The sequence below is a fragment of the Paracoccus sp. J56 genome (assembly GCF_019633685.1).
Classification (GTDB): domain Bacteria; phylum Pseudomonadota; class Alphaproteobacteria; order Rhodobacterales; family Rhodobacteraceae; genus Paracoccus; species Paracoccus kondratievae.
The window spans coordinates 88544-102664 of the sequence record NZ_JAFL01000006.1 but is presented as its reverse complement, the minus strand read 5'-3'; the positions used below and the strand labels follow the sequence as shown (position 1 = coordinate 102664).

Below are 14121 nucleotides of genomic sequence, written 5' to 3'. Positions count from 1 at the left end.
GCCGAGCCTGCCCCTGTTTGCTGCCTCAGTGGCGGAATCACGCCGATTGCGAACGCGCACCCCCCTATTTTGGGGAATAGCGAGATGCGCGAACAACTGGCAGAGATGATCCTGCCTGCTCAGGTCGTGTCATTTACACGAGCAAACCGGCGGGACGCTATTTTAGATAGTCATTGCCGTAATGAGTGTCGGCCTTTGGTGCCGAATGTGATGAAATGGCATGCGTGGGTTGTACCCCGACCCGCGCATGCCATATCTTCATCTGTTATGTTCCTGGCTTCGGAGATGGCTCGAATGCATCACCCGCCCGCGCCGCGTCCCAGCAGAAGATCCGTTATTCTTTCCGGTGCTGCGGCAGCTCTTTTGCCCGGATCGCCGCTGCGCGCATCCGAAAACCGGCCGATGCTGACCATCACCGAACCTGCCGGCAAGGTGCGAGAGCTTTCCGAACAGGATATTGCCGATCTGGCCTGGCATGAGATTGCGACCCGAACGCGCTGGACAGACGGCGTCCAGACCTTTCGGGGTCCCCGGTTAAAAGATGTGCTGACCCAGGGCGGCATGACCCGTTCGGACCTGATCAGCCGCAACCTGCTGATGAAGGCGCTGAACGATTTTGGCATTGTGGTTCCTGCCAGCGACGCCTGGGATTACAACCTCATCATCGCGCGCGAGATGAATGGCAAGCTGATGCGGGTGCGCGACAAGGGCCCGTTGTGGCTGATCTATCCCCGCGACCAGTACCTCGAGCTGCAAAACGCCGTCGTTGACGAACGCTGGATCTGGCAACTGTCCGAGATCATCGTGCTGTGATGCGCCTGCGCGGTTCCCATTTCGCGCTGGTGACCATTGCAAGCTTCGCGGTGCTGTTCATCTATTCTCTGACGCAGATCGTCAATATCGACCGCGCATTCCGCAGCGAGATCACCGAAGGCAACATGTGGGTCGCGACTCAGGCGGACCGCGAGGCCCAGAACATGTTGGTCACCCTCTATCGCTATGGGCTGAAAGCCGACTACGACGAGGTGATGCTGCGGTTTGACATTCTCTACAGCCGCATCGCGCTGATGACCGACAGGCCGCAGTTCGAATATTTCCGTTCCATCGGCGCGGGCCCGCAGGTGACCGAGGTCAAGGCGATGCTGGACGACATCGACGCGGTCATCTCGGCCAGCGACTTTGACCTTGCGGAGATCGGGACACTGATTCCGCGTTTCTCCGCGCTGTCGTCGATCCTGCGCGACATCACCAATGCCCTGGTCCTGAAAGAGCGGATCGAGCGTCAGGCCCGCCGGGAATCCCTGCAGCGTATGTTTCAACTGCTAAGCTTCGCTGCGCTTGGCACCTTTGTTTCGGGCGTGGTCATGGCCGGCCTGTTGTGGCGCAACATGCGGCGATCAATACGTGCGCAACAGGAATTGCAGGCCCATCGCGCAGAGCTGGAAAAAACCGTCATCGCCCGCACCTTCGAGCTGCAAGAGGCGCTGGAGGTCGAGCGCCGCGCCAAGGACGTCTATCGCAGCTTTATCGTCACCGTCTCGCACCAGTTCCGCACCCCGGTGTCGATCATTCACATGATCGCGCAGCGCCAGTTGCGTGACGATTCGGCGCCGCTTTCGGATGCGCTGCGGCGCAAGTTCAGCCGTATCCTTGACGCAGCCGAGCGGCTTGAGCGGTTGCTGAGCAGCTTTCTTGCCTCGGCCAGTGTCGAGGGCAAGGACATCTCGCTGTCCCGCCGCCTGATAGATTTCAACGAAATCGCCGCAGTTGCTGCCGATCAGATCCGGCAGGCGAACCCTGCGCGCCGGATTGAGGTATCGCTGGCCGAAACGGCGCTGCTGATTGACGCCGACCCGGTGCTGCTTGAACAAGCGGTGCTGAACCTGCTGTCAAACGCGATCAAATACTCTGAAGCCCCCGCTCCGGTCCGGCTTGAGACATCGTGCAGGAACGGCCGCGTTCTGTGCCGGGTGAAAGACAGCGGCGTCGGTATCCCGCACGAGGCGCAGGCGGTCGTGTTCGACAAGTTTTACCGTGCGCCAAATGTGTATCGCCTGCCCGGAGTCGGGGTTGGCCTTAGTCTTGTGCGTGATATAGTCTCGCTACACGGTGGCGAAGTAACCTTTACTTCGCAGGTGGGCGAGGGGTCCGAGTTCATCATTGCCGTGCCTGCTGCGGGGGGTCAGGCGGATGGGGCGGAGTCGCATACCAGCGACCATTCTTTGTGTCGAGGATGAAGAGTTCCTCCTTGAGGAATTGCAAGAAGAGCTGTCGTCCAAAGGGCATAACGTCCTGACAGCGACGAACAGCGACGAGGCCGAGGCGATTCTGGCCGAGTACCGTCCCGACATTGTCCTATGCGATGTGATGCTGCCCGGGCGCAGCGGCTTTGAGCTTTTGAACGACCTGCGCGACGGTGACAGACTGGCCGAAACGACGGCTTTCATCTTTCTGACCGCACTGTCGGACCGCGAACCTCATCTGGAGGGGCTGCGTGCCGGGGCGGTCGATTACCTGACCAAGCCGGTCGATCTGGATCTGCTGCATCTCAAGATCGAGAATACGCTGGCCTTTGCCCATCGCCTGCGCGAAGGCATGGTGCCGCTGGGTGAACCTCTGGACGTTCACCTGTCACGGCGCGAAGAGCAGGTGCTGTCGCTTTTGGGGCAGGGCGCGCGAACCGGAGCCATCGCCGCGCGGCTTGAGATTTCCGAACACACGGTCAGCCATTACATCAAAGAGCTGTACCGCAAGCTTGGGATCAACAACCGCGCCGATGCCGCCCGGATCGCTATTTCGCTGGGGCTTAGCGCGACAAACAGAACTTAGCCCCAGCCCCTGCAGTTATAGCGCCCCAAGTTCGTGCATGTGACGGGACAGGCCCGGCGTCAGCGGAAACAGGGCTGCTTGCACGGAGTGATAGATGTCGGGCTTACCCTTGAACTGGGTCATTGCCGGACGGCCGTTTCCATCAAGCTCGGGGAACCAGCCGCCGTGGCGGTGGTCGATCAGCTTTTCATCGGCAAAGCGCCACAGGCGGCGATACCAGAGCTCATCTTCGGGGCGCGGGTCCAGCTTGATCAGCATGGAAAGCGCCCCGATCGCCTCGGTCACCGGCCACCAGTAGCGCGCGTCAATCGCCACCTTTCCGTCAAGGTCCAGCGTATAGACTATACCGCCCCGCGCCTTATCCCAGGCATCGGACAGCGCGCGGGCGATCAGGCGGCGGGCGCGTTCAGGCGCGTCACCCTGAGGCCGGCCCGAAAGATCCCACCATTGCAGCAACAGCCGCCCGAATTCGCAGGAATGGCCAGGGGTCGTACCTGAAGGGCGGAACATCGGGTCGTCCGCATAATCGGGATCGACCAGCCATGATGCGGTGTAGTGTTCGGGGATGCGCCAGCCATGCGTCGCGGCCATCCGCTGGGTGAACATCTCAAGGATGCGGCCGGCGCGGGCAAGGGGCTGTGCATCATTTGTGGCCTCATGGGCGGCCAGCAGCGCCTCGACCCCGTGCATATTGGCGTTCATGCCGCGATAGCTGGAAAACGGCGTCCAGTCGCGATTCCATTCGTCGCAGAACAGGCCGGGGTCCTCTTCCCAGAAGTGCTGCTCAAGTACCTCGCTGACGTCCTCATACAGCCTTCTCGCATCGGGATGACCGACCTCCAGCGCGCTTGAGGCAGCAAGCAGCACAAAGACATGTCCATAGGCCAGCTTGCGCCCGTCGGCGACGGCATCGTCCTTGACCCCCCAGACATAGCCGCCATGGACGGGGTCGCGGTGATGGGACCACAGATAGCGCATGCCCTGATCGACGATCTTGTCCGCGCCGGGTTGGCCCAGCCGCATCCCCAATGCGTAAGAGTGGATCAGCCTTGTTGTCGTATGCAGCTCTTGCAGCCGGTCGGGCAGGGGGCGGCCGTCAAGATCAAGGGTAAAGAACCCGCCTTTGGGGTTCACGCTGGCGTCAAAGAACTGAAACTGCCGCCGCGCATCGGCCAGCAGCCAGTCGCGATGGCGCGGGTCCTTTAGCCACGGGGATTGGTCGGTGTCGTCCTGCGGCAGGGCGTTGGCGGGCATGTCGGTCCTTGTCATCTCTGTGGGGCATTCGGGAATGAGGCAGCGTCCGTTACGGCGCGATCCGTTTTTCTGTTTTTGGGTCGAAGGCGATGGCTTTTTCCATGTTGGCGGCGAAGTCGAAGCGTTGTCCCGGTCGGACCAGCGCATCGGCGCGCATCCGTGCGACAACCTCTTTGCCGCCCAGGACCATGGTGACAAATGTGTCCGAACCCGCCGGCTCGGTCACGCTGACGCGGTTGGTCAGGGTCTGGATGTTCGCGGACTGCCGGTCGGCGCCCTCGGGATCGGTCATCGCCTCGGGGCGGATGCCCAGCAGGATCTCGCGACCGTCCCATTCAGCAAGGTTCGGCTGGCTGAAGCGCAAAAGAACCTCATTGCCATCAGCGTCGGTGATTTTCGCATGGGGAACGTCTTCGCGCATCACCACATGCGCCGGGATGATATTCATCGCCGGAGACCCCATGAAGGTCGCCACAAAGACATTGGCGGGCGTGTCATAGATCTCTTTCGGCGTGCCGAGCTGCTGGACATAACCCTGATACATCACCGCAATCCGGGTCGAGAGCGTCATCGCCTCGATCTGGTCATGGGTCACATAGACGATGGTCGTCTTCAGCTTCTGGTGCAGCTTCTTGATCTCGGTGCGCATGTCGACGCGCAGCTTGGCGTCCAGGTTCGACAAAGGCTCGTCGAACAGGAACACATCGGGGTCGCGCACCAGCGCCCGGCCCATGGCGACGCGCTGACGCTGGCCGCCCGAAAGCTGGCCCGGCTTGCGGTCAAGCAGGTGGTCGATCTGCAAAAGCCTGGCGACCTCGGCCAGCGCCTTTTCCCGCTCGGCCCTGGGGGTGCCGTGCATTTCAAGACCGAAGGTGATGTTCTGGCCAACCGTCATGTTGGGGTAAAGCGCATAGCTTTGGAACACCATGGCGATGTTGCGTTTCGACGGGTGAACGCCGTTCATCACCCGGCCCTTGATGCTGATTTCGCCTGAGGTGATGTCCTCAAGCCCGGCGATCATGTTCAGCAGCGTGGATTTGCCGCAGCCCGAGGGGCCGACCAGCACGAGGAATTCGCCCTCTTCGACGCTGATGTCGATATCGTGCAGGATTTCGACCGGGCCATAGGATTTGGTGGTATTGCGGATTTCCAGAAAGCCCATGGCTCTTATCCCTTGACTGAACCGGCCATCAGGCCACGCACGAAATAGCGCCCCGCCACTACATAGACGGCCAGCGTCGGCAGGGCCGCGAGGATCGCGGCGGCGAAATGGACGTTGTATTCCTTAACCCCGGTCGAGGATTGCACGAGGTTGTTGAGCGCCACTGTCATCGGCTGCGAGGTGCCCCCGAATGAGGCGCCGAACAGAAAGTCGTTCCAGATATTGGTGAATTGCCAGATCACCGAAACCACCGCGATCGGGCCGGAAACGGGCAGTAGGATACGCCAGAAGATGCGGAAAAACCCTGCCCCGTCGATCATCGCCGCGCGCACAAGCTCGGTCGGGAAGGCGGCGTAATAGTTACGGAAATACAGCGTGGTAAAGCCGATGCCGTAGACCACATGGACAAGGACAAGCCCCGGGATGCTGCCTGCAAGTCCCAGCTTGCCAAGGATCAGCGCCATCGGGATCAGCACGATCTGGAACGGGATAAAGCAGGAAAACAGCATCAGCCCAAAGACCCAGTCCGCACCGCGAAAGCGCCATTTGGTCAGAATATAGCCGTTCAGCGCCCCGACGATGGTCGAGATGGCCACGGCAGGCACCACCATCAGGATCGAGTTCAGAAAATAGGGCTTAAGGCCGGTCGGCTGCACCCCGATCTGGGCGCTGGACCAGGCCGCGCGCCATGGCTCAAGCGTCCAGGCCCTGGGCAGGGCCATCATGTTCCCGCCGGTGATCTCGGGCAGGGGTTTGACCGAGTTGACGCCCATGACGTAAAGCGGCAGCAGGTAGAACAGCGCAAAAAGCACCAGCACCAGATACAGAAACACCCGTGCCGTGCGGCCGGTCGAGACGGCAGTCTCGTGGCGGATCGCGGACATCAGCGTTTCTCCCTTAGTTCGGCATAAAGATAGGGCACCATGATCGCTGCGATGGTCATCAGCATGATCACCGCCGAGGCTGCGCCCACGCCCATCTGGTTGCGGGTGAAGGTATAGGAGTACATGAATGTCGCCGGCATCTCGGTCGCACGGCCGGGACCTCCGCCCGTCAGTGCCACGACAAGGTCGTAGCTTTTGATCGCAAGGTGACTGAGGATCACGAAGGCCGACAGGAATGCGGGCCGCAAAAGCGGAATGACGATGCGCCGGTAAAGCTGCCAGTTCGAGGCGCCGTCGATCTGGGCGGCCTTCAGGATCTCATTGTCGATCCCGCGCAGCCCGGCCAGAAACATCGCCATGACAAAGCCCGAGGTCTGCCAGACCGCCGCAATGACGATGCAATAGATCGCCATGTTGCTGTTCTTGATCCAGCCAAAGCTGAAGCTTTCCCAGCCCCACAGGTGCATGACATGTTCAAGCCCGATCCCGGGGTCGAGGAACCATTTCCAGGCCGTCCCGGTGACGATGAAAGACAGCGCCATCGGATAAAGATAGATCGGGCGCAACATCCCCTCGCCCCGGATCTTCTGATCCAGAAAGATCGCCAGAGCGAGGCCGATCGCCGTGCAGATCACGATGTAAAGCGATGCAAAAACGGCGATGTTTTTCAGCGCGATATGCCAGTGCTGAAGCTTGAACAGCCGGACATAGTTATCCAGCCCGATAAAGGACCAGTTCGGCAGCATCTTTGACCCGGTAAACGACAGCAGCACCGTGAAAAGGATAAACCCGTAAACAAAGATCAGGGTCGTGGCAAAGGACGGGGCCAGCACCAGCCGGGGCAGCCAGTCCTGCAAGCGGGTGCGGAAATCCGCAGAAGTCGGCGGAGACATGCCATTCCTCCTGCCGCGCTTGGCTGGCGCGGTCGTGTTCCTGTCGGTGTTGGAATGCGCCTTGAACCGGGCGCGCGAAGGGAAGGCGGCGCACCGCCTTCCGTCCATGGATGGTGTTTACTGGGCAGCGGCCACCGCGTCGGCCAAAGCCTTTGCAGCGGTTGCGCCATCGGCATATCCGCCGTTCAGCGCGGCGGTGATGACGTCATAGGTGGCGTTTTTCACCGCGGTCGGCGCGCCATGGCCATGCGCCATCGAGCCAAACAGCGTGCCATTCGCGCTGGCTTCGGCCAGATCCTTCATGCCCTTTTTGCCGCAATCGTCGAAATCGGTGTCAGGCACGTCGGTACGGGCAGGGACCGAGCCCTTGACGGTGTTGAAAGCCGCCTGGAATGCAGGGCTTTCTATGGCCGAAGCCATGGCCTTTTGCGCCTCAAGCTCGCCCTCGCTCTTGACGTTGAACATGGCGAACTGGTCCGAATTGAAGGTGACCGAACCCTGTGTACCGGGGAAGCGGATGCAGACGAAATCGGTGCCCGGCACCTTGCCGGCTTTCAGAAATTCCCCCTTGGCCCAGTCGCCCATGAATTGCATCCCGGCCTCGCCGTTGATGACCATGGCAGAGGCCAGGTTCCAGTCGCGGCCCGAAAAGTTGTCGTCCATATAGCCGCGCAGCTTGATCAGCCGGTCAAAGGCCGACGCCATTTTGGCGCCGCCAAGCGCCTCGGGGTCCAGATCGACAAAGGCCGCCTTGTAGAACTCGGGTCCTTCGGCCAGCAGCAGCGCATCAAAGATAGTGGCATCCTGCCAGGGCTGACCGCCATGCGCGACGGGGGTGATCCCGTTTTCCTTCATCTTGTCCAGAACGGCGACCAATTCATCCCACGAGGTCGGCTCGCCCAGGCCGGTCGCCTCCAGCGCGGGTTTGCTGATCCAGACCCAGTTCGTCGAATGCACGTTCACCGGGGCGGCAATCCAGTGGCCGTCGTATTTCGAGAAACGCTGCAGCGCCTCGGGAATCACTTTGTCCCAGCCTTCGGCGGCAGCAACTTCGTCGAGGTTGCCAAGCGCGCCCTCGGCCGCCCAGTCCTGAATGTCAAAGCCCAGCATCTGCACCGCGGTCGGCGGATCACCGGCGGTTACACGGGCGCGCAGCGCGGTCATCGCGGCCTCGCCCCCGCCGCCCGCAACAGGCATATCCACCCACCCAATGCCCTTGGCAGCCAGATCTTCCTTGAGCACGTTCAGCGCCGCAGCCTCACCACCCGCAGTCCACCAGTGCAAAACCTCGACATCCTCAGCCATGACCGGCGTGGCCAGGCCCGCCATGACCGCGATCGGGGCGACGCCCCGAAGCATTTGCTTGAGCATGATTACCTCCCTTGACCGGAAGTTCCGGTGTAAAATTTTTAACGTTTTAAATTATTGTGAGTCAAGCACTCCTCATGCGTGACGGCATCGGCAAAGCCCTGCTATCATGACCCTCTGTTGCGCCAGAGGGCGGATGCGGCATTGCAGGCAAGGGGTAAAGGGCGCAGATGGAGGACGCCCGCCCGGGCAAGGAGGAACACAATGACGGGAAAGGACGTGCGGCCCAGACCGACCCTGCGCACCATCGCCAGCCATCTGGGCGTGTCGCTGGGAACGGTATCGCGCGCCCTGTCAGACGATCCCCTGATCGCGCGCGAAACACGGGAAAAGGTGCGGGCCACGGCCGAGCAGCTGGGCTATACGCCCGACCGGGCCGCGCGCAGCCTGCGCACCGGGCGGACGGGCACGATCATTCTGGTCCTGAACCCGCATGATGAGGTTCTGGGTTTCAGCACCTCGATCATCCGGGGCATCACCCGCGCGCTGCACGGTACCTCGTATCACCTGTTGGTGCTGCCCGATTTCGAGGGCCAGCGCGACGGGCTGATTCGCAAGATCGTGCGCAACCGTCTTGCCGACGGGGTGATTTTTTCGCGTACCGAGCCGCAGGACATCCGGGTGCGCTATCTGACCGAGATCCGCTTTCCCTTTGTCAGCCATGGCCGGACCGAGCTGCCCTTTGTCCATCCCTTTGTCGATTTCGACAATCACGAATTCGCCCGCTGCGCGGCGCTGTCGCTTCTTGAGGCGGGGGCGCGGCGTCCCGCAATCTTGCTGCCTGATCCGCGCTTTACCTTTGGCGGCCATCTGCTCGAAGGGTTTCGGGTGGCGACTGGCACGGCGGGGCGGGTGCTGCCGGGGGTCACCCTGGATACTGATGGCGGGGCCTTTGCGGCGGTGATCGGCAAGATCCTGCGCGGCCCTGATCCGCCGGATGGGCTGGTCCTGCCGGGCGAGATTTCGGGTCTTGCCGCCATGGCTGCGATCCATGATGCGGGGCTGTGGCCGGGGCAGGATGTGCATCTGGCGGTGAAACAGACTTCGGGCGTTTTTGACATGATCCGCCCGCGAATCAGCAGCTTTTACGAAGATCTGGTCGAGACAGGCTATCTGATGGCAGGTTTCCTTTTGCGCCGCATCGAGGGCGAAGAGCCCGAAAAGTTGCGCCATGTCCAGTCGGTACGCGTTGAAAGGCAGATGGCCCCGCTGCCCCAGAACGGCGGGCCGGCGCTGCCCTGACCCAGATCCTGTTTGTCCCATGCGCCCGGCCTGCTAGGCTGGATCAAAGGCGTCCCCAGGGCGGAGGGAGGACCCGCCATGACCAGAGCCCGCATGCTTTACGCCGTGATTGCGCTCGCGCTTCTGGCGCTGGCGGGGTTTGGTGTCTGGATGGCCAGCCTGCCCGGCACCCCATCCGCGCTGACCGCCACGCCGGTGCCACAGGCCGAGGTCGACGCGCTGCTGACGACGCTAGAGCCCCGTCGCGCCCGGCCCGTCATCGCCGTACCGGGGCTGAATGCAGGGACCGAGACTACCGATTACCTGCTGCCTGCAAGCATCCTGCGCCGCGCCGATGTGGCTGAGGTTCGCCTGCTTGCCGCCGCCCCCGGTCCGGTACAGCTATATCCGGCGTTGCGGGTTCAACCGGACGCGACCTTTGCCGGGTTTGACGCCGCATATCCTGGCGGTGCGGATTATGTGATCGTCCCTGCCATGCGTGTTGATGACGACCCCGCAATTCTGGACTGGCTGCGCCAACAGGCCAGAAAGGGGGCGACAATCATCGGCGTCTGTGCGGGGGCCAAGGTGGTTGCGGCGGCGGGTCTGCTGAATGGTCGAAGGGCCACTACGCATTGGTATTATCTGGACACGCTGTTGTCGCGCAGCCCGACCATTCAATATGTGCCGGATCGCAGGATGGTTGCTGATCGGGGCGTGGTGACGACGACCGGAATTACTGCCTCGGTGCCGACGGCGCTGGCCATGGTGCAGGCGATTGCCGGTCCCGGGCGGGCCGATGCCTTAGCGCGCGAGCTTGGTGTGCTGCCGTGGGACGCCCGCCATGCAAGCGGCGCGTTTCAACTGACCCGGCCTTTTGCCACAACGGTTCTGAAAAACCGCCTGTCCCTGTGGCGGCGGGAAAGCCTTGGGCTGCGGCTGACCCCGGGTATGGATGAGCTGGCCTTGGCGTTTGCCGCCGATATCTGGTCGCGCACATATCTGTCGCGCGTCCAAAGCTATGCAAAGACCACCGATCCGGTGCCGACCCGGGGTGGTATCCGGGTCATTCCCGATCTTGCCGCCCCTGACTGGCCGCAACAGAGCCGCATCACCTTGCCAAAGGGACCGCCCCTGCAAGCACTTGACCGGGCACTGGAGGCGGTTCTGGCGCGTTATGACAAAGCGACCGCCGACATTGTCGCCATGCAGCTGGAATATCCCCGATGGGACAGTGACCTGCTTAGCCGTTAAACGAAAGGAAGAACCGATGCCCAGCACCATCCGCCTGCACCGTGTGATCGCGGCCAGCCCCGACAAGATCTATCGCGCCTTTACCGAGCCGGATGCCATCGCAAGCTGGCTGCCGCCCTATGGTTTTCTTTGCACCGTGCATGAACTGGATGCACGGGTCGGCGGGCGGCACCGGATGTCGTTTCGCAACTTTACCACCGGTCAAAGCCATTCCTTTGGCGGCACCTATCTTGAACTCGTTCCGGGCGAGAGACTGGTCTATACTGACGGTTTCGACGACCCGGCCATGCCGGGGGAAATGCGGGTAACGGTGGTGCTGACGCCGGTCACCGTCGGGACCGAGATGCATGTGGAACAAGACGGTGTTCCCGACCTGATCCCTGCCGAAGCCTGTTATCTGGGCTGGCAGGATTCGCTGCACAAGCTCAAGCGGCTGGTCGAGCCAGAGATCAACCAGTAACAGGCGGGATGGCGACCGCCGTAAAGCGGCCGCCCCTGGTTGCGCCGGTCAGCCGATCTTGCCGCCGCCCTGTTTGCTGATGGCGACAACTGCCGGGCGGACCGGCATGTCATCGCGGAAATCCGGCCAGCGGGTCGAGAGGTCCTCGTAATAGGACGGGCGGCCGTGACCCTCCCAATCCTCGCCGCCGTCGCCGGGGTGCTGGACCGCGACAAAGAAGGTCGTCAGATCGGGCGTCGGGCAGGGGCCGCAAAGCTCGGCCCCGACGGGCACGCGATAGAACAGCCGCGAGGTGCCGCGCGCCGGTCCGTCAACATCCACCGCCCACAGACCGTCGGTGCGCCCGGTGTCCGAGGGCGAGTTGCCATCGGTGGAAACCCACAGCCGCCCCTCGGCATCGACGGCGCAGTTGTCGGGCATGCCGAACCAGCCGTTTTCGGTCGTCGCGGTCGAGAAGGTGGCGCCGACCTCGGCAATCGAAGGGTCGCCGCATTTCACCACGATCTCCCACCGACCCTTGGTCGCAGCCAGATCGCCGCCATCCTCGATGATCTCGATGATATGGCCAAAGGCATTCTCGGCGCGGGGGTTGGCGGCGTTTACCTCTTTGCGCTTGGTGTTGTTGGTCAGCATGACATAGGCGCGACCGGTTTCGGGATTGGGCTGGATATCCTCGGGGCGGTCCATCGGGGTTGCGCCCAGCAGGTCGGCGGCACGGCGGGTCTCGATCAGCACATCGGCCTGGCTTTCAAAGCCGTTCCCGGCGGTCAACGGCCCCTCACCATAGGTCAGAGGCAGCCACTCAAGCGAGCCATCCTCGTGGAAACGGGCGACATACAGCGTGCCCTCATCCAGCAGGTCCATATTGGCGGCGCGGTCATCGGGGTTATAGCGGCCGCTGGTCACGAACTTGTAGACATAGTCGAATCGCTCATCATCGCCGAGATAGAAGACAACGCGCCCATCAGGGGCCAGCGCGCTTTCCGCCCCCTCGTGCTTGAAACGGCCAAGCGCCGTGCGTTTCCTGGGCACCGAATTCGGGTCCATCACATCGACTTCGACGATCCAGCCAAAGCGGTTGGGCTCGTTTGGTTCTTTCGAGATGTCGAAACGGTCATGGAACTTGCCCCAGGCATAGCTTTCCTCGGGGATGCCCATACGTTCATAGTTGCGGGCCTCGGCGTGACCTTCGGGCAGGGCACCCATGAAGTAGCCGTGGATGTTCTCTTCGGCCATGATGTAGGTGCCCCAGGGCGTGACACCGCCGGCACAGTTGTTGATCGTGCCAAGCACCTTGGTGCCGGTCGGATCAGCAACGGTCTGCAGGCGTGAATGGCCGGCGGCGGGGCCACTGATCTGCATCGGAGTCTTGGCGGTGATGCGGCGGTTCAGCGCGCCTTCCAGCACCGGCTGCCATTTGCCGTCCACGCGGCGGATCTCGATAATGGTGCCGCCATGGGCTGCCATTTCGATATTCACCCGATCCTCGGTGGCATCGGCAACCGAGATCTCGCCATCCTTGAGGGTGACGATACCGGGGAACATCAGATGTTCATTGGTGTATTCGTGGTTGACGACCAACAGGCCGCGGTCATCGGCACCCTCAAGCGGGATGAAGCCGACGAAGTCGTTGTTATAGCCGAACTGGCGTTCCTGCGCTGCCTCGGACTGGTTCTTGGGATCGAATTCGGGCGCATCGGCAAAAACCTTGTCGCCCCAGCGCAGCAGGACATCGGCGTCATAGCCCTGGGCAACGTGGTGATTGGCATCGACTCCGGCATCGACCTCGGGGAAGTCAAAGGCCGAGCCTTCGACCGTGCCTTCGGCGCGCGCCTCATCGGCGGCCAGCAGGGCCAGGGGGCTTACGGTCGCCGAAATGGCCGTGGCGGCAAGCGAGCCACGCAGAAAGCCGCGACGCGAAAAGCGGGCTGCGATGATCTCGCCCATGGTCGGGTTGGCGGTGGGGTTATGGCCGGGGCCGTCGGCTTCCTCCAGCTGGCTGGTGCGGAATAGGTGACGGGAAGGCTTTTGCTCGGTCATCAGACGCTCCTGGCTGCTTGGGCGGCCCAAAGGGCGGGGCCGCTTTCGGCGCCCCCTTTAGCCCGCCAGCATGACCGAAAGGTGACAGTGCCACGTTTCAGCAGAACCGTCAGCCACCGGGCGTCACGCCGCCGGGGTCACCGGATCGGCGCGGCTGACCGACAGGATCGTCATTTCGCGCGTCTCGCCCGCGCGGGTATCCCACGAGAACTGCGCGCCCGCCTTCAGCCCGATCAGCGCGACGCCAATCGGGGTCAGGACCGAGGCACGCCCCTGGGCGATATCGGCATCCTCGGGCCAGGTCAGGACAACGGTCTGATCGCGGCCCATGGTTTCATCGCGAAAGGTAACACTGCTGCCGATTGCCGCCACATCCTCGGGCAGGCGCTCAAGCGGCAGGACCTTGGCACGCGACAGCTCGGTCAGCAGCCGGTCGGCGAGGTCCGGGTTGCGCGCCATTGCGGCCTCGGCCAGCCGCTCGAGCCGCTCCAGCGTTTCGCTGGCGATGATAACCGGCGGGTGAGAGGTTCTGGTCATGTTTCGTCCTCGATTGATTGTCATGCACAGCGATCGCCCGGTCATGGCCGGCCGAAGATCAGGATGGGTGGGATCGGAAAGCCCCCGGGGCGAGAGATCAGCGCAAACGCCGCTCTGCCGGGGGCAGAGAGCGGAATAGCAGCACACCGGCGTAATACCGGGCCTGAGATGACGGCGCGCAGAACAACATCATTCCAGCCTATCCATGAAAATCCGCAG

The 14121-nt window shown here is 62.4% G+C and carries 13 protein-coding genes; 6 read left to right on the top strand and 7 right to left on the bottom strand.

What is annotated here, in order from left to right:
- The first annotated feature begins 84 nt into the window (after nt 1-84).
- Genes M511_RS06200 through M511_RS06190 form a run of 3 tightly spaced genes read left to right on the top strand, consistent with a single transcriptional unit; the run spans nt 85 to nt 2829 of the window.
- A complete protein-coding gene (locus M511_RS06200; RefSeq protein ID WP_237701512.1) occupies nt 85-813 on the top strand; it encodes a putative pterin-binding protein in 729 nt (242 codons plus the stop codon).
- On the top strand, nt 813-2237 hold the full coding sequence (locus tag M511_RS06195; RefSeq protein WP_085501685.1) for a sensor histidine kinase: 1425 nt from the start codon (nt 813-815) through the stop codon (nt 2235-2237). The genes M511_RS06200 and M511_RS06195 overlap by 1 nt, the downstream gene beginning before the upstream one ends.
- Nucleotides 2191-2829, top strand: coding sequence for a response regulator transcription factor (locus M511_RS06190; protein WP_029372115.1), 639 nt, complete (start codon nt 2191-2193; stop codon nt 2827-2829). Before M511_RS06195 ends, M511_RS06190 begins: the two co-directional genes overlap by 47 nt.
- Nucleotides 2830-2844: 15 nt before the next feature.
- Here M511_RS06190 and M511_RS06185 read toward each other — a convergent pair whose 3' ends face one another.
- From M511_RS06185 to M511_RS06165, 5 genes are all read right to left on the bottom strand, one after another.
- Nucleotides 2845-4083 carry an AGE family epimerase/isomerase gene (locus M511_RS06185; protein WP_085501684.1) on the bottom strand — a complete coding sequence of 413 codons (1239 nt, stop codon included), beginning with the start codon at nt 4081-4083 and terminating at the stop codon, nt 2845-2847.
- Nucleotides 4084-4132: 49 nt separating this feature from the next.
- Entirely contained in the window at nt 4133-5245 is a 1113-nt protein-coding gene (locus tag M511_RS06180; RefSeq protein WP_085501683.1) for an ABC transporter ATP-binding protein, read from the bottom strand.
- A 5-nt stretch (nt 5246-5250) separates the two neighbouring features.
- On the bottom strand, nt 5251-6129 hold the full coding sequence (locus M511_RS06175) for a carbohydrate ABC transporter permease (protein WP_085501682.1): 879 nt from the start codon (nt 6127-6129) through the stop codon (nt 5251-5253).
- Complete coding sequence (locus tag M511_RS06170; protein ID WP_010396671.1) at nt 6129-7022, bottom strand: carbohydrate ABC transporter permease; 894 nt, start codon at nt 7020-7022, stop codon at nt 6129-6131. Before M511_RS06170 ends, M511_RS06175 begins: the two co-directional genes overlap by 1 nt.
- 117 nt (nt 7023-7139) lie before the next feature.
- On the bottom strand, nt 7140-8393 hold the full coding sequence (locus M511_RS06165; protein ID WP_085501681.1) for an ABC transporter substrate-binding protein: 1254 nt from the start codon (nt 8391-8393) through the stop codon (nt 7140-7142).
- Nucleotides 8394-8594: 201 nt separating this feature from the next.
- On the opposite strand from M511_RS06165, the gene M511_RS06160 reads away from it, so the two are divergent.
- The 3 genes from M511_RS06160 (at nt 8595) to M511_RS06150 (ending at nt 11325) form a co-directional block, all read left to right on the top strand.
- Nucleotides 8595-9632, top strand: a complete 1038-nt coding sequence (locus M511_RS06160) for a LacI family transcriptional regulator (protein WP_085501680.1) — start codon at nt 8595-8597, stop codon at nt 9630-9632.
- A 78-nt stretch (nt 9633-9710) separates the two neighbouring features.
- Nucleotides 9711-10865, top strand: coding sequence for a DJ-1/PfpI family protein (locus M511_RS06155; protein ID WP_085501679.1), 1155 nt, complete (start codon nt 9711-9713; stop codon nt 10863-10865).
- Between the two features lie 16 nt (nt 10866-10881).
- Nucleotides 10882-11325: an SRPBCC family protein gene (locus tag M511_RS06150; protein WP_085501678.1), complete on the top strand. Its 444-nt coding sequence runs from the start codon at nt 10882-10884 to the stop codon at nt 11323-11325.
- Between the two features lie 48 nt (nt 11326-11373).
- Here the strand turns inward: M511_RS06150 and M511_RS06145 are convergent, their stop codons facing one another.
- Nucleotides 11374-13365: a PhoX family protein gene (locus M511_RS06145; RefSeq protein WP_085501677.1), complete on the bottom strand. Its 1992-nt coding sequence runs from the start codon at nt 13363-13365 to the stop codon at nt 11374-11376.
- Nucleotides 13366-13488: 123 nt separating this feature from the next.
- The gene (rnk, locus tag M511_RS06140) at nt 13489-13902 is read right to left on the bottom strand and encodes a nucleoside diphosphate kinase regulator (RefSeq protein ID WP_010396684.1); all 414 of its coding nucleotides are present in this window, start codon (nt 13900-13902) and stop codon (nt 13489-13491) included.
- Between the last annotated feature and the right edge of the window lie 219 nt (nt 13903-14121).